This window comes from Anaerotruncus massiliensis (ex Togo et al. 2026) (assembly GCF_900199635.1).
Lineage (GTDB): Bacteria > Bacillota > Clostridia > Oscillospirales > Ruminococcaceae > Anaerotruncus > Anaerotruncus massiliensis.
In genome coordinates this window covers 2,417,807-2,443,611 of sequence record NZ_LT962687.1, presented here as the reverse complement: position 1 = coordinate 2,443,611, position 25,805 = coordinate 2,417,807, and the positions used below count along the sequence as shown (strand labels likewise).

The 25,805-nt window shown below is 63.6% G+C and carries 23 protein-coding genes; 5 read left to right on the top strand and 18 right to left on the bottom strand.

Annotation, left to right across the window (positions count from 1 at the left end; translation table 11 throughout):
* Positions 1 to 86: 86 nt before the first annotated feature.
* Both C1A13_RS11845 and C1A13_RS11840 read left to right on the top strand, forming a co-directional pair.
* Complete coding sequence (locus C1A13_RS11845) at positions 87 to 2,636, top strand: heavy metal translocating P-type ATPase (RefSeq protein WP_101552253.1); 2,550 nt, start codon at positions 87 to 89, stop codon at positions 2,634 to 2,636.
* A gap of 1 nt (position 2,637) precedes the next feature.
* Complete coding sequence (locus C1A13_RS11840) at positions 2,638 to 2,901, top strand: metal-sensing transcriptional repressor (protein WP_101552251.1); 264 nt, start codon at positions 2,638 to 2,640, stop codon at positions 2,899 to 2,901.
* A gap of 51 nt (positions 2,902 to 2,952) precedes the next feature.
* Here the strand turns inward: C1A13_RS11840 and C1A13_RS11835 are convergent, their stop codons facing one another.
* Together C1A13_RS11835 and C1A13_RS11830 are read right to left on the bottom strand one after the other, a co-directional pair.
* Entirely contained in the window at positions 2,953 to 3,753 is an 801-nt protein-coding gene (locus tag C1A13_RS11835; protein ID WP_101552249.1) for a class I SAM-dependent methyltransferase, read from the bottom strand.
* A gap of 34 nt (positions 3,754 to 3,787) precedes the next feature.
* Complete coding sequence (locus C1A13_RS11830; RefSeq protein WP_101552247.1) at positions 3,788 to 4,579, bottom strand: HAD-IIA family hydrolase; 792 nt, start codon at positions 4,577 to 4,579, stop codon at positions 3,788 to 3,790.
* Positions 4,580 to 5,038: 459 nt separating this feature from the next.
* Here C1A13_RS11830 and C1A13_RS11825 point away from each other — a divergent pair, with 459 nt between their 5' ends.
* Positions 5,039 to 6,430, top strand: a complete 1,392-nt coding sequence (locus C1A13_RS11825; RefSeq protein ID WP_101552245.1) for a short-chain fatty acid transporter — start codon at positions 5,039 to 5,041, stop codon at positions 6,428 to 6,430.
* A gap of 32 nt (positions 6,431 to 6,462) precedes the next feature.
* Positions 6,463 to 7,938 (top strand): amidase family protein, encoded by a 1,476-nt coding sequence (locus C1A13_RS11820; RefSeq protein ID WP_101552242.1) that lies wholly within the window; start codon positions 6,463 to 6,465, stop codon positions 7,936 to 7,938.
* A 59-nt stretch (positions 7,939 to 7,997) separates the two neighbouring features.
* Here the strand turns inward: C1A13_RS11820 and C1A13_RS11815 are convergent, their stop codons facing one another.
* From C1A13_RS11815 to C1A13_RS11750, 14 genes are all read right to left on the bottom strand, one after another.
* Positions 7,998 to 8,420 carry a DUF2000 domain-containing protein gene (locus tag C1A13_RS11815; RefSeq protein WP_101552240.1) on the bottom strand — a complete coding sequence of 141 codons (423 nt, stop codon included), beginning with the start codon at positions 8,418 to 8,420 and terminating at the stop codon, positions 7,998 to 8,000.
* The gene (locus C1A13_RS11810) at positions 8,387 to 9,319 is read right to left on the bottom strand and encodes a DMT family transporter (RefSeq protein WP_101553272.1); all 933 of its coding nucleotides are present in this window, start codon (positions 9,317 to 9,319) and stop codon (positions 8,387 to 8,389) included. Before C1A13_RS11810 ends, C1A13_RS11815 begins: the two co-directional genes overlap by 34 nt.
* A 7-nt stretch (positions 9,320 to 9,326) precedes the next feature.
* Positions 9,327 to 10,139, bottom strand: a complete 813-nt coding sequence (locus tag C1A13_RS11805) for a helix-turn-helix domain-containing protein (RefSeq protein WP_101552238.1) — start codon at positions 10,137 to 10,139, stop codon at positions 9,327 to 9,329.
* Between the two features lie 139 nt (positions 10,140 to 10,278).
* A complete protein-coding gene (locus tag C1A13_RS11800) occupies positions 10,279 to 10,620 on the bottom strand; it encodes a phenylpyruvate tautomerase MIF-related protein (RefSeq protein ID WP_101552236.1) in 342 nt (113 codons plus the stop codon).
* Between the two features lie 24 nt (positions 10,621 to 10,644).
* A complete protein-coding gene (locus tag C1A13_RS11795; protein ID WP_101552234.1) occupies positions 10,645 to 11,826 on the bottom strand; it encodes a phosphopentomutase in 1,182 nt (393 codons plus the stop codon).
* A gap of 12 nt (positions 11,827 to 11,838) precedes the next feature.
* Positions 11,839 to 12,795 (bottom strand): ABC transporter permease, encoded by a 957-nt coding sequence (locus C1A13_RS11790; RefSeq protein ID WP_101552233.1) that lies wholly within the window; start codon positions 12,793 to 12,795, stop codon positions 11,839 to 11,841.
* On the bottom strand, positions 12,779 to 13,858 hold the full coding sequence (locus C1A13_RS11785) for an ABC transporter permease (RefSeq protein ID WP_158595549.1): 1,080 nt from the start codon (positions 13,856 to 13,858) through the stop codon (positions 12,779 to 12,781). The genes C1A13_RS11790 and C1A13_RS11785 overlap by 17 nt, the downstream gene beginning before the upstream one ends.
* Complete coding sequence (locus C1A13_RS11780) at positions 13,848 to 15,377, bottom strand: ABC transporter ATP-binding protein (protein WP_101552229.1); 1,530 nt, start codon at positions 15,375 to 15,377, stop codon at positions 13,848 to 13,850. The genes C1A13_RS11785 and C1A13_RS11780 overlap by 11 nt, the downstream gene beginning before the upstream one ends.
* Before the next feature lie 5 nt (positions 15,378 to 15,382).
* Positions 15,383 to 16,195: a nucleoside phosphorylase gene (locus C1A13_RS11775; RefSeq protein ID WP_101552227.1), complete on the bottom strand. Its 813-nt coding sequence runs from the start codon at positions 16,193 to 16,195 to the stop codon at positions 15,383 to 15,385.
* A gap of 33 nt (positions 16,196 to 16,228) precedes the next feature.
* Positions 16,229 to 17,050: a nucleoside phosphorylase gene (locus tag C1A13_RS11770; protein WP_101552225.1), complete on the bottom strand. Its 822-nt coding sequence runs from the start codon at positions 17,048 to 17,050 to the stop codon at positions 16,229 to 16,231.
* Between the two features lie 108 nt (positions 17,051 to 17,158).
* Positions 17,159 to 18,259 carry a BMP family ABC transporter substrate-binding protein gene (locus C1A13_RS11765; protein ID WP_242970868.1) on the bottom strand — a complete coding sequence of 367 codons (1,101 nt, stop codon included), beginning with the start codon at positions 18,257 to 18,259 and terminating at the stop codon, positions 17,159 to 17,161.
* Between the two features lie 55 nt (positions 18,260 to 18,314).
* Positions 18,315 to 19,631, bottom strand: a complete 1,317-nt coding sequence (locus tag C1A13_RS11760; RefSeq protein ID WP_101552221.1) for an amidohydrolase family protein — start codon at positions 19,629 to 19,631, stop codon at positions 18,315 to 18,317.
* Positions 19,632 to 19,658: 27 nt separating this feature from the next.
* Positions 19,659 to 20,318 carry a deoxyribose-phosphate aldolase gene (gene deoC, locus C1A13_RS11755; protein ID WP_101552219.1) on the bottom strand — a complete coding sequence of 220 codons (660 nt, stop codon included), beginning with the start codon at positions 20,316 to 20,318 and terminating at the stop codon, positions 19,659 to 19,661.
* Between the two features lie 27 nt (positions 20,319 to 20,345).
* Positions 20,346 to 21,242: a dihydrodipicolinate synthase family protein gene (locus C1A13_RS11750; RefSeq protein WP_101552217.1), complete on the bottom strand. Its 897-nt coding sequence runs from the start codon at positions 21,240 to 21,242 to the stop codon at positions 20,346 to 20,348.
* 389 nt (positions 21,243 to 21,631) lie between these two features.
* Here C1A13_RS11750 and C1A13_RS11745 point away from each other — a divergent pair, with 389 nt between their 5' ends.
* The gene (locus C1A13_RS11745) at positions 21,632 to 22,612 is read left to right on the top strand and encodes a sugar-binding transcriptional regulator (protein WP_101552215.1); all 981 of its coding nucleotides are present in this window, start codon (positions 21,632 to 21,634) and stop codon (positions 22,610 to 22,612) included.
* Between the two features lie 156 nt (positions 22,613 to 22,768).
* Here C1A13_RS11745 and C1A13_RS11740 read toward each other — a convergent pair whose 3' ends face one another.
* On the bottom strand, positions 22,769 to 24,169 hold the full coding sequence (locus tag C1A13_RS11740; RefSeq protein WP_101552213.1) for an amidohydrolase family protein: 1,401 nt from the start codon (positions 24,167 to 24,169) through the stop codon (positions 22,769 to 22,771).
* Positions 24,170 to 24,179: 10 nt separating this feature from the next.
* On the bottom strand, positions 24,180 to 25,499 hold the full coding sequence (locus tag C1A13_RS11735; protein WP_101552211.1) for a uracil-xanthine permease family protein: 1,320 nt from the start codon (positions 25,497 to 25,499) through the stop codon (positions 24,180 to 24,182).
* Between the last annotated feature and the right edge of the window lie 306 nt (positions 25,500 to 25,805).

Sequence of the window (25,805 nt, the reverse complement as noted above, 5' to 3'; positions counted from 1 at the left end):
CAAACCCCTTGACAAGTGGATAAAATCGGTATAGAATAACAGCAGACCCACCCCCACCCCCGGGGGGTATCGAAAGGATGAAAGCCATGAAGCAAAAATTCGATGTGACGGGCATGACCTGTTCCGCCTGCTCGGCGCACGTGGAAAAGAGCGTGGCGAAGGTCCCGGGCGTCCGGTCGGTGACGGTCAACCTGCTCTCCAACAATATGGCGGTCGACTACGACGAGACGGCCTCGAGCGACGCCGCCGTCATCCATGCGGTCGAGGAAGCCGGCTACGGAGCCTCGGTGCACGCGGGTGCGGCTTCGTCCCGCCCGCAGGCGAAGGCGGCGCCCGCCGCCGACCCGATGGCGGCCGAGATTGCCAACATGAAGCGGCGGCTGATCGTCTCCTTCGTTTTCCTGATCCCGCTTTTCTACATCTCGATGGGGCATATGATGGGCCTGCCGCTGCCCCATTTCCTGCACGGGACGGCAAACGCGCTTGTCTTCGCGTTCACCCAGCTGCTGCTGACGCTTCCGATCGCCTACGTCAACCGCAAATACTACCAGGTGGGCTTCAAGACCCTCTTCAAGGGCGCGCCCAACATGGATTCGCTGATCGCGATCGGCTCGGCGGCGGCGATGATCTACGGCGTGGTGGCGATCTACATGATCGGCTGGGGGCTCGGGCACGGCGACACCGCCCTGGTGGAGCAGTATTCGATGGACCTCTACTTCGAGTCGGCGGGCATGATATTGGCGCTCATCACGCTCGGCAAGTTCCTCGAAACCCGCTCGAAGGGCAAGACGAGCGAGGCGATCACCAAGCTGATGGACCTCGCGCCCAAGACGGCGCTCGTCGAGCGGGAGGGCGTCGAAGCGGAAATCCCGGTCGAGGAGGTCGCGGTGGGCGATCTGCTGATTGTCAAGCCGGGCGCGAGCATCCCGGTCGACGGGGAGATCACCGAGGGCAGCGCAGCGGTCGACGAATCGGCGATCACCGGGGAGAGCATCCCGGTGGACAAGGGACCGGGCGACCGGGTGATCGCGGCGACGATCAACCGCTCCGGTTACTTCAAATTCCGCGCCACCAAGGTGGGCGCGGACACCACCCTCGCGCAGATCGTCGCGCTCGTTGAGGACGCGGCCAACTCTAAGGCCCCCATCGCCAAGCTCGCCGACAAGGTGAGCGGCGTGTTCGTGCCGGTGGTCATCTGCATCGCCGTGATCGCCGCCGTGACCTGGCTGCTGCTCGGGCATACGGTGGAGTTCGCGCTCTCGATCGGTATCGCGGTGCTCGTCATCTCCTGCCCCTGCGCGCTCGGCCTCGCCACCCCGGTGGCGATCATGGTCGGCACCGGCAAGGGCGCGGAAAACGGCATCCTCATTAAATCCGCCGAGGCGCTCGAGACCGCCCACACGATCGACACCGTCGTGCTCGACAAGACGGGCACGATCACCGAGGGCAAACCGCGCGTCACCGATATCCGGACGGCGGATGGCCTCTCCGAGACGGAGCTGCTGACGATCGCCGCCTCGGTGGAAAAGCCGTCGGAGCACCCGCTCTCCACCGCGATCGTCGAAGAGGCCGCACGGCGGAACCTCTCTCTGCGCGCCGTGACGGGGTTTGAAGCGGTCGCGGGGCAGGGCGTCGCGGCCGAGGTGGGCGGCGTCCGCTACCTCGCGGGCAACCGCAGGATGATGGAGGAAAACCGCATCGAGCTCGGCGGCTTCGCTGAAAAGGGCGAGACCTTGTCAGGGGAGGGCAAGACCCCCCTCTACTTTGCCGGCGAGGGCAAAGCGCTCGGCGTGGTCGCGGTGGCCGACACGGTCAAGCCGACCAGCCGCGCGGCGATCGAGGCGTTCGGACAGATGGGCGTCGATGTGGTGATGCTCACCGGCGACAACAAGCGCACCGCGGCCGCCATCCAGAAGCAGCTCGGCATCGGCCGGGTGGTGGCGGAGGTGCTCCCGCAGGACAAGGAGCGGGAGGTCGCCAAGCTGCAGGAGCAGGGCCGCAAGGTCGCGATGGTGGGCGACGGCATCAACGACGCGCCCGCCCTCACCCGCGCGGACGTGGGCATTGCGATCGGCGCGGGCACCGACGTGGCGATCGAATCGGCCGACGTGGTGCTCATGAAGAGCGACCTGCTCGACGCGGTGACGGCCATCGACCTGTCGCGCGCGGTCATCCGCAACATCAAGCAGAACCTCTTCTGGGCGTTCTTCTATAACTCGATCGGCATCCCGCTGGCGGCGGGCGTCTTCTTCTCGGTGTTCGGCTGGAAGCTCAATCCGATGTTCGGCGCGGCGGCCATGAGTTTAAGCTCGGTGTGCGTCGTCTCGAACGCCCTGCGCCTCAAGCTGTTCCAGCCGCGGAGGGCCGCGGCTTCCAATACAAATAGTAATCAGCAAGAAAAAATCAACCCAAAGGAGGAAATCATTTCCATGAAAAAGACGATGGTGATCGAAGGCATGAGCTGCGGACACTGCTCCGCGCGGGTGGAAAAGGCGCTGAACGCGCTCGACGGCGTGACGGCGAAGGTCGACCTCGAGGCCAAGACCGCCTCCATTGAGACGGAGGGCAGGGCGTCCGACGAGCAGATGAAGGCCGCCGTCACCGACGCGGGCTACGACGTCGTCTCGCTGAGCTGACATGCGGGCGGACAGGGAACAGGTCGCCCGCCTGCTGCGCACGGCGCGCGGGCAGATCGACGGCATCCTCAAGATGGTGGAGGAGGACCGCTACTGCATCGACGTGTCCAACCAGATCATGGCGGCCGAGTCGATTCTGGGGCGCGCCAACCGGGAGGTGCTTCGCGCGCATCTTGAGGGGTGCGTGCGGGACGCGTGCGAAAACGGCGCGGCGGAGGAAAAGATCGAGGAGATTGCCGCGCTGCTCGACAAACTGGTGAGGTGACAAAAAGCCCCGCCCCGGGTACCGGGGCGGGGCTTTTTCACCGCGGAAAACTCACTTCGCGCGGTCCTTTTCGGCGGTGAGCAGGAAGGAGAGGGGCAGCCCCCTCCCGTCGTAGGCGTCGGTCAGCCCGACGTCGTAATCGAACTCCCGCAGCTTTTCGACGCGCATCCCCGCCGCGCTGACCGCGCCGACGATGTCGGCCATCGTGTGCGAAAAGCTGGTGAAGGTTTTGGAGGCGTACCGCTCCGACAGGTAACCCATCCCCTCGTTTTCGAGCCAGGGCTCCCGGCGGAAATAGGAGTAGGCGACCCGGTCGGGGCGCTCCGGGTCGAAGGCGGGCTCGCCGGGCATGGGCAGCATGTTCATGAAGGGGTGGAAATCGTGGAGCAGAAACCGGCCGCCCGGCTTCAGGCAGTCCGCCGCCTTTTGGAAGAGCGGTCCCAGGTCCCGAAACCAGGTGATCGCCCCGATGGTGAAGAAGACGAAGTCAAAGCTACTGTGGAAGGTCTCCGGGATGTCGAGGATGTTGCAGGCGACGAACCGGCAGTTGCCGACGCCCGCCTTTTTCGCGGTTTCGGCCGCCTGCGCGAGGATGTTTTCCGCGATGTCGAAGCCGGTCCCGCTCGCCGCGCCGAGGCGCAGGAGGGAGAGCAGCTCGCGCCCGTTGTTGCAGCAGAACTGGGCGACCGCCCTGCTGCTCCAGTCGACGGCCTCCAGCTCCCTTGCCACGTCCGCGCAGAAGAAGGGAAGATGTTCGCCGAGCAGCCGTTCGTGGTTGTTCTCGCCCCAGCCGGGCTTCCGGTGCTCGAACGCCTCCTCCCAGGCGGCCTTGTTATTCTGGATATAGTCCATGTCGGTTCCTCCGTTCCCGTATGGTTTTTCCGGTCTATTCGCGCAGCGCGTTCAGCAGCGCGCGCACATCGGGGAACTGCCAGGTCGGCTGCCAGCGGGAGGCGGGGATCTCCTCCGGCTTCGCCTCGCCGGTAAAGACGACGGCGGTGTCCACGCCGGCGTTGACGCCGCAGGCGATGTCGGTGTAGAGCCGGTCCCCGACCACGAGCGTTTCGTCGGGGGAGAAGCCGGCGGCCCCCAGGCAGAGGTCGACCATCACGCGGTTGGGCTTGCCGATGAAGAGGGGCTCGCGGCCCACCGCGCAGCCGATCATTTTGCAGATCGCGCCGCAGTCGGGCACCGCGCCGAACCCCACGGGGCAGCAGAGGTCGGGGTTGGTGGCCAGGTAGTCGACCGGGCGGGTGAGGAGAAGCTCGCAGAGGAGCTCCACCTTGCGGTAGGTGAGCTCGTTGTCAAAGCCGACGACGGCGCAGGCGATGCCCGGCTCGAGCGTCTCGGTCACGTCGACGCCCGCCGCGCGCAGCTCCCCGGCGAAGGAGCGGGTGCCGAGCAGGAAGACCTTTTTCCCCGGGTAGTGGGCGCGCAGATGGATGGCCGCCGCGTAGGAGGCGGTGATGAAATTGCTTTCGTCGGTCTCGACCCCCATGCGCCGGAATTTTTCCATGTAGTCGCGGACGCCCTTGGTGGAATTGTTGGTGATGAAAATCGACTTGCCGCCGATCGAATCGATGTGGGAGAAGAGCTCGCGGCTTCCGTCGATCAGCGTTTCGTCGATGGCGACCGTCCCGTCGATGTCGAAGAGGAAGAGTTTCTTATCGGAAAGCATCTGTCACGCCCCTTTTGGGAATTGGTATTTTTTACAACGGTTCGAGACCATTATACCGCGAATGGGCGGATTTGCATAGTGGAAGCTCCACAAACTGCGAGTTGAAAAAACAGGCAAAATCCCGACTTTTTCTGGGAAAATTTTTGGAGGACTCCCCAAAATTGCGAAGGGGTGGATGGCGCGAATTGACAAGGAGGAAGATCGAAATTATAATTATTTACGTAAACGACAACGGTGTCGTGGAAATTTTTCCACGATGCCCATTTTTTTGTCGTTCCCGGCGCGCTGTACAAAGAGGAGCGGATGTGGTATGATGATTGTACAAAATAGGTTAATATTGTGATCAAAAATTATATAAATTGTCGAAAACTGGAAATTGCTTGTCTGTGTGTGGTCCTAACGGGGCGTAACGACGCGCCCCGATGGATAAATAAACAGAGAGAAAGAGGCGATGTTTTCATGGCGAGTGAGTCGAAACCGGTCCGCAGGGACGAAGGCAATGTCATCGCAAGGGTAGGTGCCTCCCTGACAAGATGGTCGATGAAGTACATGCCCGACCCGAGTATTTTTGCGGTCGTGCTGACCCTCATCGCGTTTGTCCTGGGCATTGTGGTCGCGCGGCAGACTCCGATGCAGATGGTTCAGAACTGGTACAAGGGTCTGTGGGAGCTGCTGGCCTTTGCAATGCAGATGTGCCTGATCATCATCACCGGCTCCGCGGTCGCGGAAGCGCCCATCGCGAAGAAGGGCATCCGCAAGCTGGCCGGGATCGCCAAGAGCGGCAAGCAGGCCGCCTGGCTGGTCACCTTCGTATCCGTCCTGGCCTCCTTCCTGCACTGGGGCCTCAGCCTGATCGTGGGCGCGCTGCTGGCCAAGGAGCTGGCCAAGGAGCTGCGCATCAAAAAGATCCCGTTTGAGTACGGCCTGATTGCGGCGGGTGCGTATGTCGGCCAGATGACCTGGCAGGGGATGCTCTCCTCCTCCATCGGCCTGCTCATCGCGACGCCGGGCCACTTCCTCGAGGACCAGATCGGCGTCATCCCGATTTCCCAGTACATGTTCAACCCGATGAACATCATCATTACGATCGCGCTGCTCGTGCTGCCGCCGATCTTCGCCGGCATGCTGCATCCCAAGGAGGAGCACGTGAGCCCGCTCGAAAAGACCGCGATCGAAATGATCGAGCTGGAGAGCGAATCGGTCGACGAGATGCCCGAGAACCCCTCCGTGGGCGACCGCCTCAACCACAGCCGCATCCTGGCCTATGCGCTTGCGCTGATGGGCGTGGTGTATATCGTCTACCACTTCGCGACCAAGGGCTTTGACCTCGATATCAACATGGTCAACGCCATCTTCCTCTTCGCCGGCATCATCATGCACGGCAACATCGCGAACTACATCCGTGCCGTCAAAAACGGCATCGGCGGCGTCAGCGGCATCGTCTTCCAGTTCCCGCTCTACGCTGGCATCATGGGCATGATCAAGTACTCCGGCCTCGTCGACATCCTCGCGACCGGGCTCGTCTCGATCAGCACGCCCTTCACCTTCCCGCTGTGGACCTTCATCAGCGCCTCGATCGTCAACCTGTTCGTCCCCTCCGGCGGCGGCCAGTGGGCGGTTCAGGGCCCGATCGCGGTCCAGTCGGCGATGATGATGAACGCCGATATCATCAAGACCGCGCTGGCGGTCGGCTACGGCAACACCTGGACCAACATGTTCCAGCCGTTCTGGGCGATCGCGCTGCTCGGCGTCACCGGCCTGAAGGCGAAGGACATCATGGGCTACACCACCGCCATCATGCTGATGAGCGGGCTGATCTTCATCCTGGGCGTCCTCTTCCTGCCTGTTTGACGCCTCTGACCTGAAAGGGGGAACCTGCAGTTATGCCTTTTAATTTTAAGGAAACCACGGTCGCCGAGGTGCACCGCGCGATGCTGGCGGGGGAAGTGACCTGCCGCGAGCTCGTGGAGTACTACCTGGGGCGGATCGACGCGTATGACCAGAAGGGGCCCTGCCTCAACGCGATCATCCTCGTCAATCCCAAGGCGCTCGAGGAGGCCGACCGCCTCGACGCGGCGCTCAAGGAGAAGGGGCTGACCGGCCCGCTGCACGGCATCCCGGTCATCCTCAAGGACAACGTCGACACGGCGGATATGCCGACCACCGCGGGCTCGGAGAGCCTGCGCGGCTTTACCCCCGACGAGGACGCCTTCATCACCAAGCGCCTGCGGGAAGCGGGCGCGATCATCCTCGCAAAATCCAACCTGCACGAGTTTGCCATCTGGGGCGAGACGATCAGCTCGATCCTCGGCCAGACCCTCAACCCCTACGACCTGACCCGCACGCCGGGCGGTTCGTCGGGCGGCACGGGCGCGGCGATCGCCTCCGACTTCGGCATCCTCGGCATCGGCACCGATACGATCAACTCGATCCGCTCCCCCTCCTCCGCCTGCTCCCTCGTGGGCATCCGCCCCACCATCGGGCTGGTGAGCCGCAGCGGGGTCGTGCCCTATTCCTTCACGCAGGACACCGCCGGCCCCATCTGCCGCACGGTGGAGGACGCCGTGGCCGTGCTCGACGTGATCGCGGGCTACGACAGGAAGGACGACGAGACCGCCTGGTGCGTCGATAAGCTCCAGCAGGGCAGCTACGCCGAATACCTCAAGAAGGACGGCATCCGCGGCAAGCGGATCGGCGTGCTCGAGAGCTTCTTCGGCAAGAAGGACGTGCACGAGGAGGTCAACCGCGTCGTGCGCGCGGCGATCGAGGTCCTGCGCGAGCAGGGCGCCAAGGTCGTCCCCATCACCGAGGAGATCGACTCCGGCTGGCTCACCTCGAGCGTCAGCGTCCATCTCTACGACCTCAAGGACCACCTCAACATCTACCTGAACGCCCTGCCTCCGCGCGCCCCCGTCCATTCGGTGGAGGAGGTCATGGCGTCGGGCAAGTTCCATCCCGGCATCAAGGAGAACCTGGAGAAGGCGATGCAGCTTTCGACCGGCACGCCGGAATACAACCAGCGGCTGATCCTGCGCGCGCAGACCCAGACCAAGGTCATGAAGCTGATGGCCGACTACGAGCTTGACGCGATGGTCTACCCGCACCAGCAGCAGCTCGTCTGCAAGACGGGCGGCAGCCAGCAGCAGCGCAACGGCGTGCTCTGCTCGGTGACCGGGTTCCCGTCGATCGCGGTGCCCGCCGGCTACAGCACGCCGGACGAGAACGCCCCCATCGGCGTGCCCGTCGGCATGGAGATCATCGGCCGCCCGTGGAGCGAGCCCACCCTCATCGAGATCGCCTACGGGTTCCAGCAGGCCGCGCCTTTGCGCAAATCCCCGCCGACGACCCCCGACCTTTAAGGATCAAATGCACAACGCCCCCGTACCCGGCGCGCCGGGTACGGGGGCGTTTTTATTCGTTACCGCAGCAGCGGCAGGCTGCCGGTGAGGCGGCTGACCTTTTTGGCGTCTCCGCAGATCGCCAGGCCGTAGTAGGTGAACTCCTCCGGGGAGGCCGCGGCGGCCCCGCTGATGTATTCGTCGTAGACGCGGCACCGCTGCGCCACATCGGAGAAATCGACGGTCAACAGGCCGGAAAATTCCTCCGTGCAAAGCCGCTCGCGCAGGTCGTGGAGCAGCGCGCGGTCCCCCTTCAGGATGGGGATGGGGGAGCCGGTGATGCCGGTGTGGACCCGGCCGGCCGCGTCGGCCACGTCCGGTCCGACGATCTCGGGGAAGCGTTTGCCCAGCGTGATCCCGAGGATGGCCGCCGTATTCGCGGCCACCCCCGCGGGCAGGGCCCCGTCGATCACCAGGACGCACTTTTGTCCGCTTTTGAACATACCGGCACATCTCCTTTCCCTGGATTCCGTTCCGAGAGGACCAGCCCCGCCAGCGTCAGCAGGACGCCCCCGGTCGCAAGGGGGGTGATCCGTTCCCGCAGGACGATCACCGAGGTCGCGACGGTGATGATCGGCACGCAGTAGATGTAGACGCTCGTCTTGACCGCGCCGAGCCGCCGGACCGCGAAGTTCCAGGTGACGAAGCAGAGGGCGGAGGCCCCCAGCCCGAGGTAGAGGATGTTGAAAAGGAGCATGGGATTCGCAAAGCGCGCGAAGCCCCAGTGGAAATCGGTGAACAGCAGGGCGGGGAGCATGAAGAGCAGCCCGTAGAAGAAAACGCGGCGGGTGGCCTGGACGGTGGGGCAGCCGAACGCGGCAATGCGGCGGGTGAGGACCGCGTAGACCGCCCACACGAGGGCCGCGAGCAGGGCGAGCAGATCGCCGAGGGGGTTGAGGCGCAGGACGGCGGCCCCATTAAAGCTGATGAGCGCGATGCCCGCGAGCGCGACGGCAAAGCCGATGAAAAAGCCGCTCCGCAGCGGCTCGCCGTTCAGGAAGAAGTGGGCGAGCAGCGCGGTGAAGAAGGGCGCGACCGAAATGATGACGCCGACGTTGGAGGCGAGGGAGTAGGTCAGCGCGATGTTTTCCAGCAGGAAATAGAGGGTGACGCCCGTCAGCCCCGCGAAGAGGAAATACCGTTCCTGCTTCCAGCCGGTGGAGCGCAGGCGGTGGGGACAGATCACAAGCAGGGCGAGAAAGCCGATGCAGAAGCGAAAGAAGAGGATTTCAACGGGGGCGAAGTCGCGGAGCAGCACCTTGGTCGAGATAAAGGTGGTACCCCAGATCAGGATGGTCAGGGCCGCCGCGAGGTGGCCCTGGACGGTTTGCTTTGGCAAGATGGTTCCCTCATTTCTCACGGAAAATCTCCCGGTACTGACCGGGCGTCAGGCCGATGAAGCGCTTGAAGGCGTTGGTGAAGTGGCTCTGGTCGGTGAAGCCGCTGGACATGGCGGCTTCGATCGGCTGCGCGCCCCGTTCGAGCAGTTCCTTCGCCTTGTTGATGCGCACCGTCAGCAGGTACTGGTAGGGGGTGATGCCCCGCTCCCGCGTGAACGCCCGGAGCAGGACGAATTTATTCATGTCCGCCGCCTTTGCCAGCTCATCGAGGGAGACCGGCTCGGCGTAGTGCGCGTCCACGAAGGCGCGCACCCGCTGGACGCCCGCGTTTTCCGCCTCGGGACGGCCTGCGGCCGGCTGGGCGTAGCGGCCGACCACCCGCTCGATCAGGAAGAGGAATGCCTCCTCCTTGGCAAAGTCGGCGCTGCCCTCCATGATCATCTCGTGGACCTCCCGCAGGAGCAGGGCCTCCTCCGCCTGGGGCGCGACCGGCTCGGAAAATTCGGGCAGCCGGCGGCTGCCGGTGATCTCCTCCATAACCGATTCCATCACCGCCTCGGGGATGTTGAGGCAGCGGAAATCGAGCGCCCGCTCGTCCACCTGCTCGCACTCATGGTTTTCGCGCGGGTTTAAAAGCAGCATATCCCCCGACACGAGGATGTAGTCGCGGTTTTTGCAGGAGAGGTGGCGCTTGCCGCTCTCGATAAACCCCACCACGTAGTGGTCGTGGAAGTGGTTGGGAAATTTCTGCATCAGGCCCTGGAACTGGTAGGCCTCGATCTTCAGGTCGCTATCGTAACAGACGCGGCGTTCCTCCGCCATGGCGATCCCTCCCGGTTTCGGTCTGTCCCCTATCATAACACCCGGCGCGGAATTTGTCTTGTATCAAATTGACGGAATCCCCGGTTTCGGCGCAGGAAAAAAGCGGCACGCCGAAGGCGTGCCGCTTTTTCGCGTCCGTTCAGTGGAGGGTGCCCCGCGAGCCCCAGGTGTCGAGATCGACCATCGCGAAGTAGACCTGTGGGATTTCCAAGCCGAGCAGCTCCTTCATCAGGGCGTAGAGCGCCTCGATGTACGCCCTCTGCGCCTCGATGGGCAGGGACTTCTGGAAGACCGTCTCCAGAAAGGCGCACTCGGCGAGCTCGCCGCCCCGGTAGATTTCGCAGCCCGCGTCGATGCGGATCATGGCGCGGTCGGCGGGCTTGCCGGGCAGGAGCCGCACGCAGTCCGCGATTCCGGCGGAAAGGGCGGCCTTCTGCGGCGGGGTAAGCGCCTTGGTGGTGCTGAAATGCAAAAAGGGCATGGTGAAAACTCCTTTCGCTGGATATTAAGGGGTGACTTCCGGCAGGAAGGAGGTCCCGGCCGGGAAATCGTGGATGTCAAAGCGGTCGGCGACCGTCGCGGCGATGTCCGCGAAGGTGCCGCGCACGTGCAGGTTCACGCCGCTTTTGAGCCGCGGGCCGTACACGAGCAGGGGGATGTATTCGCGGGTGTGGTCGGTCCCCTTGGTGGTGGGGTCGCAGCCGTGGTCGGCGGTGATGAGGAGGATGTCGTCCTCCTTCAGGAGCGCGAGGATTTCGGGGAGCTTTTCATCGAAATATTCGAGCGCCTCGGCATAGCCTTTGGCGTTGTTGCGGTGGCCGTAGAGCATGTCGAAGTCCACGAGGTTCACGAAGAGCAGCCCGTCGAAATCGCGTTCGAGGTATTTAAGGGTCGACGCGATCCCCTCCCGGTTGTTGCGGGTGTGGTCGACCTCGGTGATGCCCACGTTATTGAAGATGTCCTCGATCTTGCCGACCGCGATGACGTCGCGCCCGGCGTCCTTCAGGTACTCGAGGACGGTTTTGCCCGGCGGGTCGATCGAAAAGTCCCTGCGGTTTTCGGTGCGGGTGAAGCCGGTCTCGGGGGAGCCGACAAAGGGGCGGCAGATGATGCGGGAAACGGTGTCGTCCCCCATCAGCAGCTCGCGGGCGATGCGGCAGATTTCGTACTGCCGTTCGAGGGGGATAATCTGCTCGTGCATGGCGATCTGCATAAGGCTGTCCGCCGAGGTATAGATGATCGGGCGGCCGGTGCGCATGTGCTCCTCGCCGAGCACCTGGATGATCTCGGTGCCGGAGGCGAGGTAGTTGCCGATCACCCCCACGCCGATGCGCTTTTCCAATTCGTCGGTGATCCGCCTGGGGAAGCCGTCCAGAAAAATCTTGTTCGGCTTTTCCACGAGCAGGCCGCTCATCTCGAAGTGGCCGGTGGTGGTGTCCTTGGCGGGGGCGAACTCCCGGCACTTGCCGTAGTTCGCGCGGGGGGCGTCCACCCCCTCAAGCCCGAGGCCGTCGATGTTATAGAGGCCGAGGGCGCGCAGGTTGGGGACGCGAAAGCCGCCCATGTTTTTTTCCGCATACTCCTTGACGTGGCCGAGGGTGAAGACCCCCTCGTCGCCGAACGCGGCGGCGTCGGGCAGGGCGCCCACGCCCACGCTGTCAAGGACGATCAAAGTAACCCTGGACATAAAATCCTTCCTTTATGATAGATTGTGGCTCCCAACCGAGAGGGGGCGCAGATGGAACCGGCCGTCCTGCCGGAGCTTGGTGGAGACGGAGCTGATCGTGAGGACTACGAGGGCCAGCACGTAGGGCAGCATCGAGATGATCGACGAGGGGATGCCTGTGCCGAGCAGCTCCACCCGGATGCCGATGGCGTCCGCGAAGCCGAAGAGCAGGGTGACGAGCGCCACGCCGATGGGGTTGGAGCCGCCGAAGACGACGGCGGTATAGGCGGTGAAGCCACGCCCTGCCACCATGCCCTCCGAGAACTCCGAGAGGATGGTGGTGGAGAGGTAGGCCCCCGCGAGCCCGCAGAACGCCCCCGACAGGAGCACCACGCTCCATCGGATGCGCGCGGGGGAGATGCCGGCGGATTTCGCCGCGCCCTCCGACTGCCCGAGGGCGGTCACCTTGAGGCCGTATTCCGTCCGCCGCAGCAGAAAGCGCATGACGAAGATGAGCGCGATCGTGAGCAGGACGACGTAGCTCTGGTTATTGAGGAACGCGTTGACGAGAGGGATGCCATCGAGGAAATCGAGGTGGAAGAGGGGGAGCTTCTGGATGTTCGAGAGGCGGTAGAGCCCCTGGGTATTGAAGACGGCCGCCATCAAAAAGGTGGTGAGCCCGCCGCTCAACAGGTTCATCGCGATGCTCGCGATGATGTGGTTGGCCCGAAAGCGCACGACCGCCAGTCCGAAGATCGCGCTGTAGAGGGCGGTGCCGGCGACGGCGCCCAGCATCCCGAGCCAGACGTTGCCGCCGCACTGGTCCGTCACGGCCACGCAGATGAAGCAGCCCACGGTGATGAAGCCGTCGATGGCGAGGTTGGTGATGCCCGCCTTGTCGCAGAGCAGGCAGCCGAACGCCGCCAGCAGAAGGGGAGTGGCCACCCGCACGGCGGCGGCCCACACGCTCGCGTTAAACAGCATTTCCATGGGTCTTTCGCTCCTTCCTTCTGCGGATGAATTTGAAGCCGACGTCCGCGCTGATTGTGAGGATGATGATGGCCATGATGATCTCGGTGACGATCTGGGGCACGCTGGTGACCCGCTGCATGATGCTGCCGCCGTTCTTGAGCGCGCCGAAGAAGAAGCCCGACAGGATGACGCCGAGGGGGTTGTTGTTGGCGAGCAGCGCGACCACGATGCCGTCGAACCCGATGTCGGGGTTGAAGGCGGCGATCAGCTTGTGCTGCACCGCCGTGACCTCCATGGCCCCGATGACGCCGGCCACCGCGCCGCTGAGCGCCATGACCTTCAATATGATGCCGTTGGGCTTCATACCGCCGTAGCGGGCGAACTGCTGGTTGGTGCCCACGAGCTTGATCTCATACCCCAGCGTGGTTTTGAAGAAGAGGAAGGCGGCGATGAGCGCGACGATGACCGCCAGGTAGATGCCGACGCTCGCCGAGGAGGCGCCGAACGCCCCCAGCTTGGGCATCCAGAGAGCCTCGGGGAGGGTACGGCTCGCGTTCATCTGGGTGATCTTTTCCGGGTCGCGCATCACTTCGGCTGCCATGAACTCGGTCAGCAGCTGGCCGACGAAGTTGAGCAGCAGAGTGGTGACGACCATGTCGGTGCCGAAATAGACCTTCATGAGCGCCGGGATGAGCGCGAAGAGCGCGCCCGCCGCCGCCCCGGCGAGAAAGACGGGCAAAAGCCCCAGCCTGCCGGTCGTCTCCGGCAGGGCCAGCGCGATCCAGGTGGAGGCGATCGCCCCCAGGTAGATCTGCCCGTCCACGCCGAGGTTGAAGACCTCGGCCTTGAAGGGGATGCAGACCGCGACCCCCGCCAGGATGAGGGGGGTGGCCCAGCGGATGGTGCCGGCCAGGTCGCGGGTGAAGGCGCGCCCCAGCCCCTGGAGCACGGCGGCGGGGTCGTAGCCGGAGACGGCGAGGAAGATCATGACGATCACGATTGCGACCAGCATCATCGCCACCTGGCGGCCGACCGCTTTGCCCGCGCCGCGTATGCGCTTGGCCCAAAGACTATTCTTCATCGCGCACCTCCCGGCGTTTCGCGCCCAGCATGTATTCGCCGATCTCATATTCGTCCGCCTCGCCGCGCAGGAACTGCCCCACAAGCTCCCCCTCGTACATGACGACGATCCGGTCGGAGAGGGCGAGAATCTCGTCGAGTTCGGCGGAGATGAGCAGGATGCCCCTGCCCTCGTCGCGCAGCTCGCCCAGCTTGCCGTGGATGTATTCGATCGCACCGATGTCCACGCCCCGCGTGGGCTGCGCCGCGATCAGCAGCTCGGGCGACGATTCGAACTCCCGCGCGAAGACGACCTTCTGCATGTTGCCGCCCGACAGGGTGGAGAGCGGATAGGTCGCGTCGGGGGTCTTGACGAGGAAGCTTTTGCAGAGCTCCTCGGAAAAGCGGGAGATCTTCGCGTGGGAAAAGACGCCGCGCTTTGAGTAGGGCGGGGTGTAATAGCGGTTGAGGATGAGGTTTTCGCTGATCGTGCAGCTCTTGGAGACGCCCGTTTTGAGGCGGTCCTCCGGCACGTGCCCGATCCCCTTCTGCCGCCTGCGGCGGATGGAGTCCCGGCCGATCTCGCGGCCGCAGAGGCGGACGCTGCCCGCCTCAAGGGGGATCATGCCCGCGATTGCCTCCGCGAGGTCGGACTGGCCGTTGCCCTCGACCCCCGCCACGCCGACGATCTCGCCGCGCCGCACCGAAAGAAAGACGTCGTGCAGCGGCATTCGCCCGGGCCGGGGCGCGGTGCGCACCTCCCGGAGCTCGAGCACCTTTTCACCGGGCGAAAAGGGCTTCATCGGGACCTCGGTGGCGACCTCGCGCCCGACGATCAGTTCGGAGAGCCTGCGCACGTTCATTTCGGAGGTCTCGCCCGCGCCGGTGACGACCCCCTTGCGCATGATCGTGACCCGGTCGGTGACGGCCAGGACCTCCTTGAGCTTGTGGGTGATGAAGACGATCGTGCAGCCCTGCTCCCGGAGCCTGCGCATAATGTTCAAAAGCCCGTCCGTCTCGGCGGGGGTCAGCACCGCGGTGGGCTCGTCGAGGATGAGAATTTTCACCTGCCGGTAGAGCGCCTTGAGGATTTCGACCCGCTGCTTTTCGCCCACCGAGATCTGGCTGATCTTCGCGCCGAGGTCCACCTTGAGGCTGTAGCGGTCCATAATTTCGGTGATCTCCCGGGCGGCGCGCGTCTCGTCGATCGAAAGCCCCCTGCGCGGGGTGCGCCCGAGGATGATGTTGCGCAGCACCGTCTCGTCGGGCATCAGCATGAAGTGCTGGTGCACCATGCCGATGCCGCGGCGGATGGCGTCCATCGGGGAGGAGATTTCACACTCCTGCCCGAAAATTTTGATGGTCCCCTCGTCCGGCTTCACCATGCCGTAGAGGATGCTCATGATGGTGGATTTGCCTGCGCCGTTCTCCCCGATCAGGCCGTGGATCTCGCCCTGCCCGATGCGGATGGAGACGTCGTCGTTGGCGATGACGCCGGGGTAGCGCTTGGTGATGTGGAGAAGCTCGATTGCAGAGGGCATGGACCTTACCTCCCGAACTCGCCCCGCTCATCCCACTCCTTCAGGATTTTGAGTGCCTCGGATGCAGCCAGGCAGGCTTTTTCCTCGCCGTTGTTGTAGGCAAAATTGTTGTTCTTGCGCGCCGCGACCACCGAAAGGACCGCCGCGATGCGCATGCCGTGCAGATAGCCGATGATAAACTGGCCGGCCGTGTCCATCTCGAGCACCTTGACGCCCTGCTGCTCGATGTCGGGCATGATGTCCTTCGCCCAGGAGGGCCAGTAGCTGTCCGGCTCGTCGCCGAGCGGGCGGCCCTGCCCGAGGTAGAAGGAGCCCGCGGTGTATTCGAGCGCGAGCCCGTAGCGGAAGCCGAGCCGCTCGCACGCCTCCGCCAGCGCCATGACCATGACGGGATCGGCGAAGGAGGGGAATTCGGGGTCGATGTAGCACTCGGAGGAGCCGTCCCGGGCGATGCAGGCCACCGGGATGAGCAGGTCGCCGTTTTCAAAATTGGGGTCGATGCAGCCGGTGGTGCCCACGCGCAGAACGGTGTGCACGCCGGATTTTTTCAGTTCGTTTAAGCAGATCTCCGCGCTGAGCGCGCCGATGCCGGTGGAGGTGGTGCCCTGCTCCATGCCCTGGTAGACGCCGCGTTTGGAGATGTAGTGGCGGCTGTGGGCCACATCCCGCACGTTTTCCCAGTTGGCGGCGATCTTTGCGGTGCGCTCGGGAGAACCGGGAATGATCACATAGCCGGGCATGTCGCCCTCCCGCAGGTGCAGGTAGTAGGATCTCCCGTCCTCCGTCTTCGGGTCGAGTATCTGGTCAAGTTTTTTCATAGTCGGTCCCCTTTCCTGTTTCTCGGTTCCGCCTCAGGCGTAGAGCGTGCGGATGGTTTTTTCGGTGTCCGTCTCCCGCAGGATGCGGATCGCCTCGCTCGCGATGCGGCAGGCCTTCTCCTCGCCGCCGTTGTCGCCCCAGGCTCCGGTGACGCGGTTCGCGTTCACAGCCAGTACCGCGCCCATGCGCATCTTGTGCAGGTAGCCCATGACCAACTCGCCGGCCGTCTCGTTGTCGACCGCCACGACCTTTGCGTTGCGCAGACGGTCGACGACGTTCGCAGCCTCGGGCGGGAAGAAGCTCTCCTCGTCCCCGTCGAGCGGACGGCCCTGGCCGACGTAGTAGGAGCTGATCGAGCAGACCACGCCCATCGTGTAGCGGTAGCCGAGCCGGCGGCAGGCCTCGATGAGGGCCTTTACGACGCGGGGGTCGGCGAAGGCGGGGAACTCGGGCTTCACGTAGTGGGTCACGGCGCCGCCCTTCCGCATGCAGGCGGCGGGGATGATGATGTCGCCGAGGTCGAGGTCGGTGCGGATCGCTTCGGCGCAGCCTACCTTGACGCAGGTGTGCACGCCCACCTTCTTGAGCTCGTTGAGGCAGATTTCCGCCGGCTGGCAGCCGATGCCGGTGGAGGTCATCGCCATGTCGAAGCCCTCATAAACGCCCGTCACGGTGCGGTATTCGCGGTTGTAAGCGATCTCCTTCGTATCCTGCCAGACGGCGGAGATGTGTTCGGTCGCGGCCTGGTCGCCGGGCAGGACGACGTAAGGGGGGACGTCCCCCTTGGCGAGACGCAGGTGGTAGACCTTTCCGTCGACGGTCGGCGCGGTTGCCTTGCTAGCCTGATTTGCCATAACAGTTTACCTCCCGGAAAATTTGATGCGGACGGCGGGGCCGCCCCGTTTTTTTGAAAGCGGCCCTGCGCCGCGCTCGAACGCGGCGCAGGGCCCGCCGGGGGATGCCTATTCAGCCGCGATGCGGTTCCAGTCGGGCGCGATGGGGTCGAACTCGACCACGAGCTCGCCCGCCTTGATCTTCGCCTCGATCTCCTTGCCCTTGGCGATGGCGTCCTTGAAAGCCGCGGCGTATTCCGCGTTGTCGGTGCGCTCGGGGAAGGAGTCGTATGCCTCCCAGTAGAGGTAGTAGCCGTCGTTGGTGATGTCGCGGATGCCCTGCTGCCCGCCGGGGAAGTTCCCGTCGACGACCGCCTGAATCGCGTCGTAGACGGCGGTGCCGTAGTTCATCTTGATCGTGCCGACGAAGTTTTTGCTTGCGTCGGTGTAGTCCATGATGCAGCTCATGACGAAGACGTCCTTGCCGGTCTCGTTCACCGCCTCGATGATGCCCGCGTCGGGGGCGGCGCAGTCGCCCTGGATGACGTCGCAGCCCTTGTCGATCATGGCGAGCGCGACCTCCTTGGCCTTGGCGCTGTCCTCATAGCTGGCATAGGCAAATTCCACCACCGCGTCGGGGTTGGCGTCGCGCACGCCGCGCATGAAGCCGTTGCCCTCGGCGTTCGGGCCGGGCTCCTCGCCGCCGACGATGAAGCCCACGCGGTTGGTCTTGGTGGCCAGCCCCGCGATGTAGCCGTCGACATAGAAGGTGGTCTGGCCGCGGAAGACGGCGTCCCACAGGTTGGCGACCGGCTCCTCGGGGGTGTTGATCTCCTGGAAGATGGCGGCGTACTTGGTGTCGGGGAACTCCTGCGCCACCAGCTTGGTCGCGTCGGACATGTAGCCGAAGGTGGTGATCACGAGGTCGTAGCCCTCCTGCGACATGCTGCGGATGTCCTCCTCAAAGGAGGCGGGGGAGGATTCGATCTTTTTGAACTCCACGCCCAGCTCGGCGGCGGCGCGTTCGCCCGCGGCGGCCATGTCGTCCATGGGGCCGTTGTCGCCGAACTTCTGGTTGCCGATGAGTACGACGCGCACGGCGTCCCCGCCGTCCGCCGCGGGAGCGGCGGAATCCGCCGGGGCTGCTTCGCCGGCGGGCTTGCCGCCGCAGGCCGCCAGCAGCGTCAGGATGAGGCAGAGGCTTAAAACGGTAGAGATGAGCTTTTTCATAATTTCCTCCTTGTAGGCGTTTGATAAGGTTCCTGTTGTCATGGGGGCGGGGGGTTCAGTCCACCCCGAGGGCTTTTTCGGAGACGGCGGCGACCCGCCGCTGAATCTCCCCGAGGTCGAGTCCGGGGATGCGGCGGTCCTGCACCAGGCGGCGGCCGCCGACGAACACGTCGGTCACATCCGCGCCGGTGGCGCAGTAGACGACGTTGGAACTCACGTTTTCGGCGCGCCCCGTCCGCAGCGGCGTCATGTGCGGGCGGGAGGCGTCCACGAGGATGAGGTCGGCCAGCTTGCCCTGCTCGATGGTGCCGAGCTCGTTTTCGAGGCCGAAGAGCTTCGCGCCGTTCACGGTGGCCATGTCGAGCGCGTCGTGCGCCGTGAGGGTGCGTACCCCGCCGTGCAGGCTGTGGACGAGCAGCAGGCATTTCATCTCGCGGAAGAGGTCGTTGGAGTTGCTCCACATGGCGCCGTCGGTGCCGAGCGCCACGGTTACCCCCGCCTTCAGAAGCGCGGGGATAGGGGCGAGTCCGTCGGCGATCTTCATCTCGCAGATGGGGGTGTTCACCACCTTGGCGCCCCGCTTTGCCATCAGCGCGATCTCCTCCCCGTCGAGGTAGACCGCGTGGGAGCCGATGTATTTTTCCGTCAGCAGGCCGCAGCGGTCGAGCGCCCTGACGGGGCTTTCGCCCATCCGCTCCACCGCGGCCGCGTGGCGCCAGGGGGTCTCCGCGAGGTGGCTCGTGAAATGGCAGCCGCTCTTTTCGACGATCTCCCGTACCCGGCGCAGGCGCTCCCGGGTGAATTCCTCCTCCGGCAGCGTGCCGAGCAGGGGGATGAGGCCGTACTCCCGGCAGCGGGATTGGAAGGCCTCGAGCATCCCGTCGGTCAAAAACCCGTCCGAACGGTAAAAGTCGTATCGCACATCCTCCGCCGGCGCGCCGCGCAGGCCGATCTTCGCAAACGCCTCCTGCGAGAGGGGCCCGAGGCTCCAGTACATGTTCTCCACCAGCATCGTGGTGCCGCTGAGCAGCGCCTCGGCATAGGTCAGCAGGCGGGCGTGGTAGCGGTCCTCGTCGGTGACGCGGTCGTAATACCAGTTGTGTTCCGCAAACCGCTCCATCTGCTCGCCCAGCGTGGTGTTGTCCGCGCCGCCCTTGGCAAAGCCCATATCGCCGTGGCAGTGCCCGTTCACGAGCCCGGGCATCACGATCTTTCCGCGCGCGTCCACAAAGGCGCGCCCGTCCGCCGCCGTGAGCGGATGGGACCCCGCATAGGCGATGCGGCCGTCCGTTATGCCGACGCTGCCCGAAAGGGGCTTGTAGCGGTCGTGGGCGGAGATGATCACGCCGCCGGATATCACGGTATCAAACATCTTCTTCTCTCCCACAGAAAGCAGGGATTATTCCGGAATCCCCTGCAGAATGGTCAGGCTGGCCGAGACGCCCAGCCGGTCGGCGCCCGCTTCCACCACGGCCGCCGCGTCCTCGTAGGTGCGGATCCCGCCGGAGGCCTTGACCTGCAGCTTGGAGCCGACCACGCCGCGCATGAGGGCGACGTCGTGAGGGGTCGCGCCGCCGGTGCCGAAGCCGGTGGAGGTCTTGACAAAGTCCGCTCCCGCGCGCATCGCAAGCTCGCAGGCGGTCTTCTTCTGATCGTCGGAGAGGTAGCAGGTCTCGATGATGACCTTTGTGAGGGTGCCCGCTGCGGCGTCCACAACGGCCTTGATGTCGCGGTAGACAGTCTCGTCGTCGCCCGCGAGCAGGGCTCCCACGTTGATGACCATGTCCACCTCCTCGGCACCGCGCCGGATGGCGTCCTGCGTCTCGAACGCCTTCACCTCGGGGGTGTTCGCGCCGAGCGGGAAGCCGATGACGGTGCAGACCCTGACGCCGCTGCCGTCCAACAGGCGCCTGGCCTGTTCGATGTTGCAGGGGTTGATGCAGACCGACGCCGCGCCGATCCCGAGCGCCTCCCGGCAGATCTGCTCGACCTGCGCGGGGGTGGCGGTCGCCTTGAGAATCGTGTGGTCCATCATTTTGGCTAACTGTTTTCTGTTCATATCCGGTCCTCCTTGGCCTTGTTTTGGTTAAAGCATCTCCTGTTCCTTCAGGATGGTTACGATTTTTTGTTTGTCGGACTCGCTTACCTCGCTCAACGGGGCTTTCATCCGGCCGAGCGGCGCGCCGACAAGTTCGCCGACGAATTTGTAGGCCGCCATAAAGGGCCCGATCTTCATCGCCTGGCGCACGCGCAGGATCTTTTCCTGCATGGCCCTCGCGGTTTCCCAGTCGCCCCTGTCGATCGCCCCGCAGATGCCGACGATGAGCTTGGGGAAGATGCAGGTCAGCAGGGAGAAGACGCCCACGCCGCCCAGCAGGCTCGTCGTGAGGATTTGCGCGTCGCTGCCGGCCATCAGTTCAAAGTGGCGGTCCCTGCCGATGAGGCGCAGCATCGTCTGCTGGTGGATGATGTCCTGCGTGCTGTCCTTGTAGCCCCACAGGTTGGGGACCTCGGAAAAGAGCCTCCCGATGAGCTCGGGGGAGAGCTTGTTGCCCGTCTCGGGGGCGTTGTAGAGATAGACGGGCAGCTTGGTCTGGCCCGCGATCCCCGCGAAGTAGCGGTAGAGACCCTCCTCGGTGTATTTGTAGACGAGGGGTGGCGTAATGATGATCGCGCCGCACCCGCATTCCTCATACCGCTTCATGCAGTCCACGGCCATGTCGACGCTGTTGTAGATCAGGTTGCCGAGCACGGGAATCCGGCCGTCCGCGGCCTTGACGGCCCTGCGCACCGCTTCCACGCGCTGCTCGGTGGGGAACATGAGCGCCTCGCTCGCGAGGCCGTTGACAAATACGCCGGTGATGCCGTTTGTGATCAGGTATTCGATCTCCTCTTCGAGCAGCGCAAAGTCAATCCGCCCGTCGGCTGTGAACGGCGTGATGACCTCTGAGGCGGGCCCGTGGAACAAGAGCTCCTTTTGCATGGTCTGCTGACCTCCTGTGTGGAAATTTGAAATTGCGTTCACTCTGCAGGTGATTGCTTGTTGCAGTTCCTACTATATGGCATTACCGAGCGTTTTTCAAGCAAATAATTGAAATTTAGATCAATTTTGTCAAGAAAACCAGAATAAGAATGCGTATTTATTGGTTTTATCCTTAAATAGTGAAAATTTGTTCAATTTATTGCTTCCGAAATTACAGATATGGGCGAAGATTAAAAAAACCGGACACGATTATTTCCGGAAAAACGAATAGAACACAAAATAATTGAAACTATTCTCGAAAAGTAAAAACTAAATTTGAAATTTAGTCCAAATCTATTGACAAAGCAATCATTTTTTTCTATTCTAGAGAAAGAGAAGGAAGCAAAATAATGGGAATCAACCGTGGGGGGAAGACGATGAACAGAGATGGGCAGCTGCTCTATACCGTCGCGCGGCTCTACTATCTGGACAACCTGAACCAGGCCGAGATTTCGGCCGAAATGGGGCTGTCGCGCCCGAAAGTGTCCCGCCTGCTCGCCAAGGCGCGCGAGGACGGGATCGTGAATATCCAGATCAGCCCGCCGCCCTGCGGCGACGTGCACGAGCTGGAGGAGCGTATCCGGGCGCGGTTCGGGCTCGAGCATGTGCTGGTGACCGAATCGCCCTACGCGGACGACAAACGGGCGCTGGCCGATACCGTGCGGCAGGCCGCGCCCTTTTTCCAGGGCTTCCTGCGGGACGGGGACAAAATCGGGATCGCATGGGGCTATACGTTGCTGAAGCTGGCGGAACACCTGCAGGAGGTTTCGATGCCCGCCTCGGTCATCCTCCAGATCGCCGGGAATCTCGACAACGCCGACAGCAACAACTTCGCCAATGAGATCGTGCGGCACTTTTCCCAAAAGCTGGGGGTCAAATCGCTCAACACGCTGCCCTGTCCGGTGGTGGTGGAGAACTCCATCATTGTGGACCTCCTGCTGCACGACTCCAAGATCAGCCACATCATCAACCAGGTCAACGGCGTGGACGTGGCGTTCCCGAACATCGGCGTGCTCAGCGAGGAGAACTGCCTGTGGCGCACCGGATACATTTCCACGGAGGAGCTTCAGCAGCTTCACCGGAGCGGTTCGGTGGGCTGCATCTGCTGCCGCTTCATCAACGAGCGGGGGGAGATCGTGGACCCCTCCCTCGACGAGCGGACGATCAGCATCGGGCTCGAGGCGCTGCGCAGCGCCCGCCACTCCTGCGCCTGCATCGCCAGCGACGACAAGGTGCCCCCGCTCATCGGCAGCCTGCGCGCGGGGCTGGTCGACGTCCTCGCGATCGACTCCCGCACGGCGGAGACCCTGCTCGCCTACGCGGAGGATTAGGGGCGTGAAACAGGACCATAAAAAAGGACGCGTCTGCGTCCTTTTTTTGCGCGCCGGGGCGAACCCCGCGGAATAGAGAGACACACCCTCCGCACATTCTTTGGAATGTGCGGAGGGTGTGCTTCTTTGCGGTGCGATATCGTGAATGAGAGGAGGTCAAACCAGGTCGGCCTTCAGCCGGGGTTCCCGGACGGACGCCTTCGTCAGCAGCTCCCTGCCGACGCGGTTGACGAGCCCGCACATCCCGGCCTCGTCGATATGGGTCAGCTTCCCGTCCCTGACGACGGTTTCCCCGTTGACCACGACGTCCTTCACCATGCGGGGGTCGCCGCTGATGACGATGCAGGCCGCGGGGTCGTTGCAGCCGCCGGCATATTGCAGCTGGTTCCAGTCCATAACGACCAGGTCGGCCGCCATATGGGGCGCGAGGAAACCGATGTCGTCGCGGCCAAGCGTTTTGGCCCCGCCGGCCGTGGCGAGGTAGAGAATGTCCTCCGGGCCGACGGCGTCCCGGCCCCAGGTGAGCCGGTTGACGAGATAGGCGCTGCGGATCTCCTCCATCATGTTGGAGGAGTTGCTGCTGGCCGCGCCGTCCACGCCGAGGCCGATGCGGCTGACGCCCGCCTTGAGGTAGGCCGGGATGGGGCTCACACCGGAATTCAGGAACATGTTGGAGATGGGGCAGTGCGCGATGCCGGTGTTCGTCTTCGCCATCTGCCGCACCTCCTCCTCGTTGATGTGGACGCAGTGCGCGTAGTAGAAGCGCTCGCCCAGCAGGTCGTGCCGCCGGAACCATTCAAAGGGGCGGCAGCCGAATTTTTCGAGGGTGAATTCGGTCTCATAGCGGCTTTCCGCCAGGTGCCCGTGCACGAGCAGGTCGTATTTTTCCGCGAGGTCGAGCGCGGCGCGCAGGCTTTCGAGGGTGCCGTACTGCGGCATGCTGGGCGCGACGCCCACCCGGCACATGGAAAACCGCGACGGGTCGTGGTAACGCTTCACGAGGCGCTCGGTGTCCGCGATGATCTCCTCCGGCGCGCTGATGATTTCGGGCGGGACGATGTTGCTTGCCAGCGATTCAAAGCCGCGGTTGGGATGGAACCGGATGCCGATCTCCTCCGCCGCCAGGATCGTCGCCTCCACCAGCCCTTCCACCGGGTGGGGATAGAAGAGGTCGTTGGAGGTGGTGCAGCCGGTTTTGAGCGCGTCGCCGAGCCCGGCGTAGACGCCCGCCCGGGCGACCTCCGGAGTCAGGTCCTTGAAGATTTCAAACATCACCTGGAGCCACGGCTCGAGCACCAGCCCGTTTGCAACGTTGATGTTACGGATGAGGGACTGCCAGGTGTGGTGGTGGACGTTGACGAACCCCGGGAGGATGACGCGCCCGGAGGCGTCGACCACCTCGTCGATGGGGGTGGTCGCGCGGTGCTTTTCGGCGAGGCGCTCGCCGACGTCCACGATCTCATTCCCGCTGATCAGCAGGTCGCCGTGGCGGTAGCGGCGGCGGTCGCCGTCCATCGTCAAAATCCAGTCGGCGTTTTGGTAAAGGATGGTTTTCATGAGGAGCCCCCTATTCTGATACGGTGTCTTTCGCCTTCTTTTCGGCGGGGATCAGGACGCTGAGCAGGATGGCGGTGATGGCGGTGCCCGGCAGGCCGCTGAGCATCGAGGTGACCCAGAAGGGGAAGGCCGCGAGGCTGTCCGCCACCGCGCTGAACCCGATGCCGACCGCCAGCGAAATTCCCACGATCGTGGTTTCGCGGTTGCCCATTTCGCAGTTCTTGAGGATGTTGATGCCCGAGAGGATGATGACGCCGAAGGTCATCAGCGCCACGCCGCCGAGCACCGCGTTGGGGACAAGGGTGAAGACGGCGCAGATTTTCGGGCAGATGCCGCAGAGCATGACCAGCACGCCGGTGATCGCGATCACAAAGCGGCTGGTGACGCCGGTGAGGCCGCAGAGGCCGAGGTTGGCGCTGATCGAAATGGTCGGGCAGAGATTGAAGAGCGAGCCGAACACGCTGCTGATCCCCTGCGCGAGGATGCCGCCGTGCTGTTCCTTTCCGGTGGGCAGCCGGTTTTCGGCGAGGTTGGCCGCGGTGGTCTGGTCGCCGAGCAGCTCGAGCAGGGCCACAAGGCAGAGGAAGCTGACCGTCACGATGGTGCCCAGCTCAAAGCGGATGCCGAAGTGCAGCGGCTGCGGCACCCGGAGCCACGCGGACTGGATCATTTCGGAAAAATCCAGCTTCCCCATAAAGCCGTAGACCGCCGTCATGACGACCATCGAGACGAGCGCGGCGCATTTTTGCAGGAGCCCCTTCGTAAACCGCTGGAGGAAGAGGGTCAGCAGGATGGTGCCGCCGGCCAGCAGGTAGTTGCTCAGGGAGCCGTAGTCGGCGCTCCCGGTGCCGCCCGCGCAGTAGCCGATCGCCACGCCGCACAGGCTGATGCCGAGGATCGCCACGATCGTGCCGGAGATGTAGGGCTTTACCAGCTTTGCAATTTGCTTGTAGAGCCCGCCCCACACGATCAGGCAGACGACGCTGCCGACCAGGCAGGCGCCCGTGAAGGTGTCGAGCCCGTGCTGGGCGGCGATGGCGATGCCCGGCGCCACGAAGACGAAGCTGTTGCCCAGAAAGACCGGCAGCCGCGCGCCGACGGGACCCGCGCCGATCGATTGGAGGATGCTGGCGATGCCCGCGACAAACAGGCAGGCGGCGATCAAAATGGTGATCTCCGAGGCCGGCAGGCCGATTCCGCCGCCGATCAGCAGCGGGATCGGGACCGTGTTCAGCAGCAGCACCGGCAGATGCGTAAATCCAAGGGCGATCGCTTCCCGCAGGGGGGGACATTCGTTGAGCCCGTAGCCTTTTGGAATTTTCTTAAACATTCTGTTTCCTCCTTACTCACGAGAAACTCGTGACACACACAGAAATCAGCTTTCCAGTGCCCTCCGCGGGAATTCGCGCGCAGACCCGCTGATGAAAATGGAATGTAACAAATGCACTTGTTACATTTACAAAATACCACATTGCCAAAAGGCTGTCAATCGTTACATCGACAGAAATAAACCCGGATTTGTTGTGTAAAACGCTTGAAACGGAGCAAATTTTTTAAAATTACCACCCGCCGGCTGAACGAGTGAATGGGGTCGCTTGCGCTGGAACTGATGTAACATAACGATGTTACCGGGATA

Bases quoted from the DNA above. Each gene is read 5' to 3' on its own strand.
- C1A13_RS11845 (WP_101552253.1), top strand. From the start codon at position 87: ATGAAGCAAAAATTCGATGTGACGGGCATGACCTGTTCCGCCTGCTCG.
- C1A13_RS11840 (WP_101552251.1), top strand. From the start codon at position 2,638: ATGCGGGCGGACAGGGAACAGGTCGCCCGCCTGCTGCGCACGGCGCGC.
- C1A13_RS11835 (WP_101552249.1), bottom strand. From the start codon at position 3,753: ATGGACTATATCCAGAATAACAAGGCCGCCTGGGAGGAGGCGTTCGAG.
- C1A13_RS11830 (WP_101552247.1), bottom strand. From the start codon at position 4,579: ATGCTTTCCGATAAGAAACTCTTCCTCTTCGACATCGACGGGACGGTC.
- C1A13_RS11825 (WP_101552245.1), top strand. From the start codon at position 5,039: ATGGCGAGTGAGTCGAAACCGGTCCGCAGGGACGAAGGCAATGTCATC.
- C1A13_RS11820 (WP_101552242.1), top strand. From the start codon at position 6,463: ATGCCTTTTAATTTTAAGGAAACCACGGTCGCCGAGGTGCACCGCGCG.
- C1A13_RS11815 (WP_101552240.1), bottom strand. From the start codon at position 8,420: ATGTTCAAAAGCGGACAAAAGTGCGTCCTGGTGATCGACGGGGCCCTG.
- C1A13_RS11805 (WP_101552238.1), bottom strand. From the start codon at position 10,139: ATGGCGGAGGAACGCCGCGTCTGTTACGATAGCGACCTGAAGATCGAG.
- C1A13_RS11800 (WP_101552236.1), bottom strand. From the start codon at position 10,620: ATGCCCTTTTTGCATTTCAGCACCACCAAGGCGCTTACCCCGCCGCAG.
- C1A13_RS11795 (WP_101552234.1), bottom strand. From the start codon at position 11,826: ATGTCCAGGGTTACTTTGATCGTCCTTGACAGCGTGGGCGTGGGCGCC.
- C1A13_RS11790 (WP_101552233.1), bottom strand. From the start codon at position 12,795: ATGGAAATGCTGTTTAACGCGAGCGTGTGGGCCGCCGCCGTGCGGGTG.
- C1A13_RS11785 (WP_158595549.1), bottom strand. From the start codon at position 13,858: ATGAAGAATAGTCTTTGGGCCAAGCGCATACGCGGCGCGGGCAAAGCG.
- C1A13_RS11780 (WP_101552229.1), bottom strand. From the start codon at position 15,377: ATGCCCTCTGCAATCGAGCTTCTCCACATCACCAAGCGCTACCCCGGC.
- C1A13_RS11775 (WP_101552227.1), bottom strand. From the start codon at position 16,195: ATGAAAAAACTTGACCAGATACTCGACCCGAAGACGGAGGACGGGAGA.
- C1A13_RS11770 (WP_101552225.1), bottom strand. From the start codon at position 17,050: ATGGCAAATCAGGCTAGCAAGGCAACCGCGCCGACCGTCGACGGAAAG.
- C1A13_RS11765 (WP_242970868.1), bottom strand. From the start codon at position 18,259: ATGAAAAAGCTCATCTCTACCGTTTTAAGCCTCTGCCTCATCCTGACG.
- C1A13_RS11760 (WP_101552221.1), bottom strand. From the start codon at position 19,631: ATGTTTGATACCGTGATATCCGGCGGCGTGATCATCTCCGCCCACGAC.
- deoC (WP_101552219.1), bottom strand. From the start codon at position 20,318: ATGAACAGAAAACAGTTAGCCAAAATGATGGACCACACGATTCTCAAG.
- C1A13_RS11750 (WP_101552217.1), bottom strand. From the start codon at position 21,242: ATGCAAAAGGAGCTCTTGTTCCACGGGCCCGCCTCAGAGGTCATCACG.
- C1A13_RS11745 (WP_101552215.1), top strand. From the start codon at position 21,632: ATGGGAATCAACCGTGGGGGGAAGACGATGAACAGAGATGGGCAGCTG.
- C1A13_RS11740 (WP_101552213.1), bottom strand. From the start codon at position 24,169: ATGAAAACCATCCTTTACCAAAACGCCGACTGGATTTTGACGATGGAC.
- C1A13_RS11735 (WP_101552211.1), bottom strand. From the start codon at position 25,499: ATGTTTAAGAAAATTCCAAAAGGCTACGGGCTCAACGAATGTCCCCCC.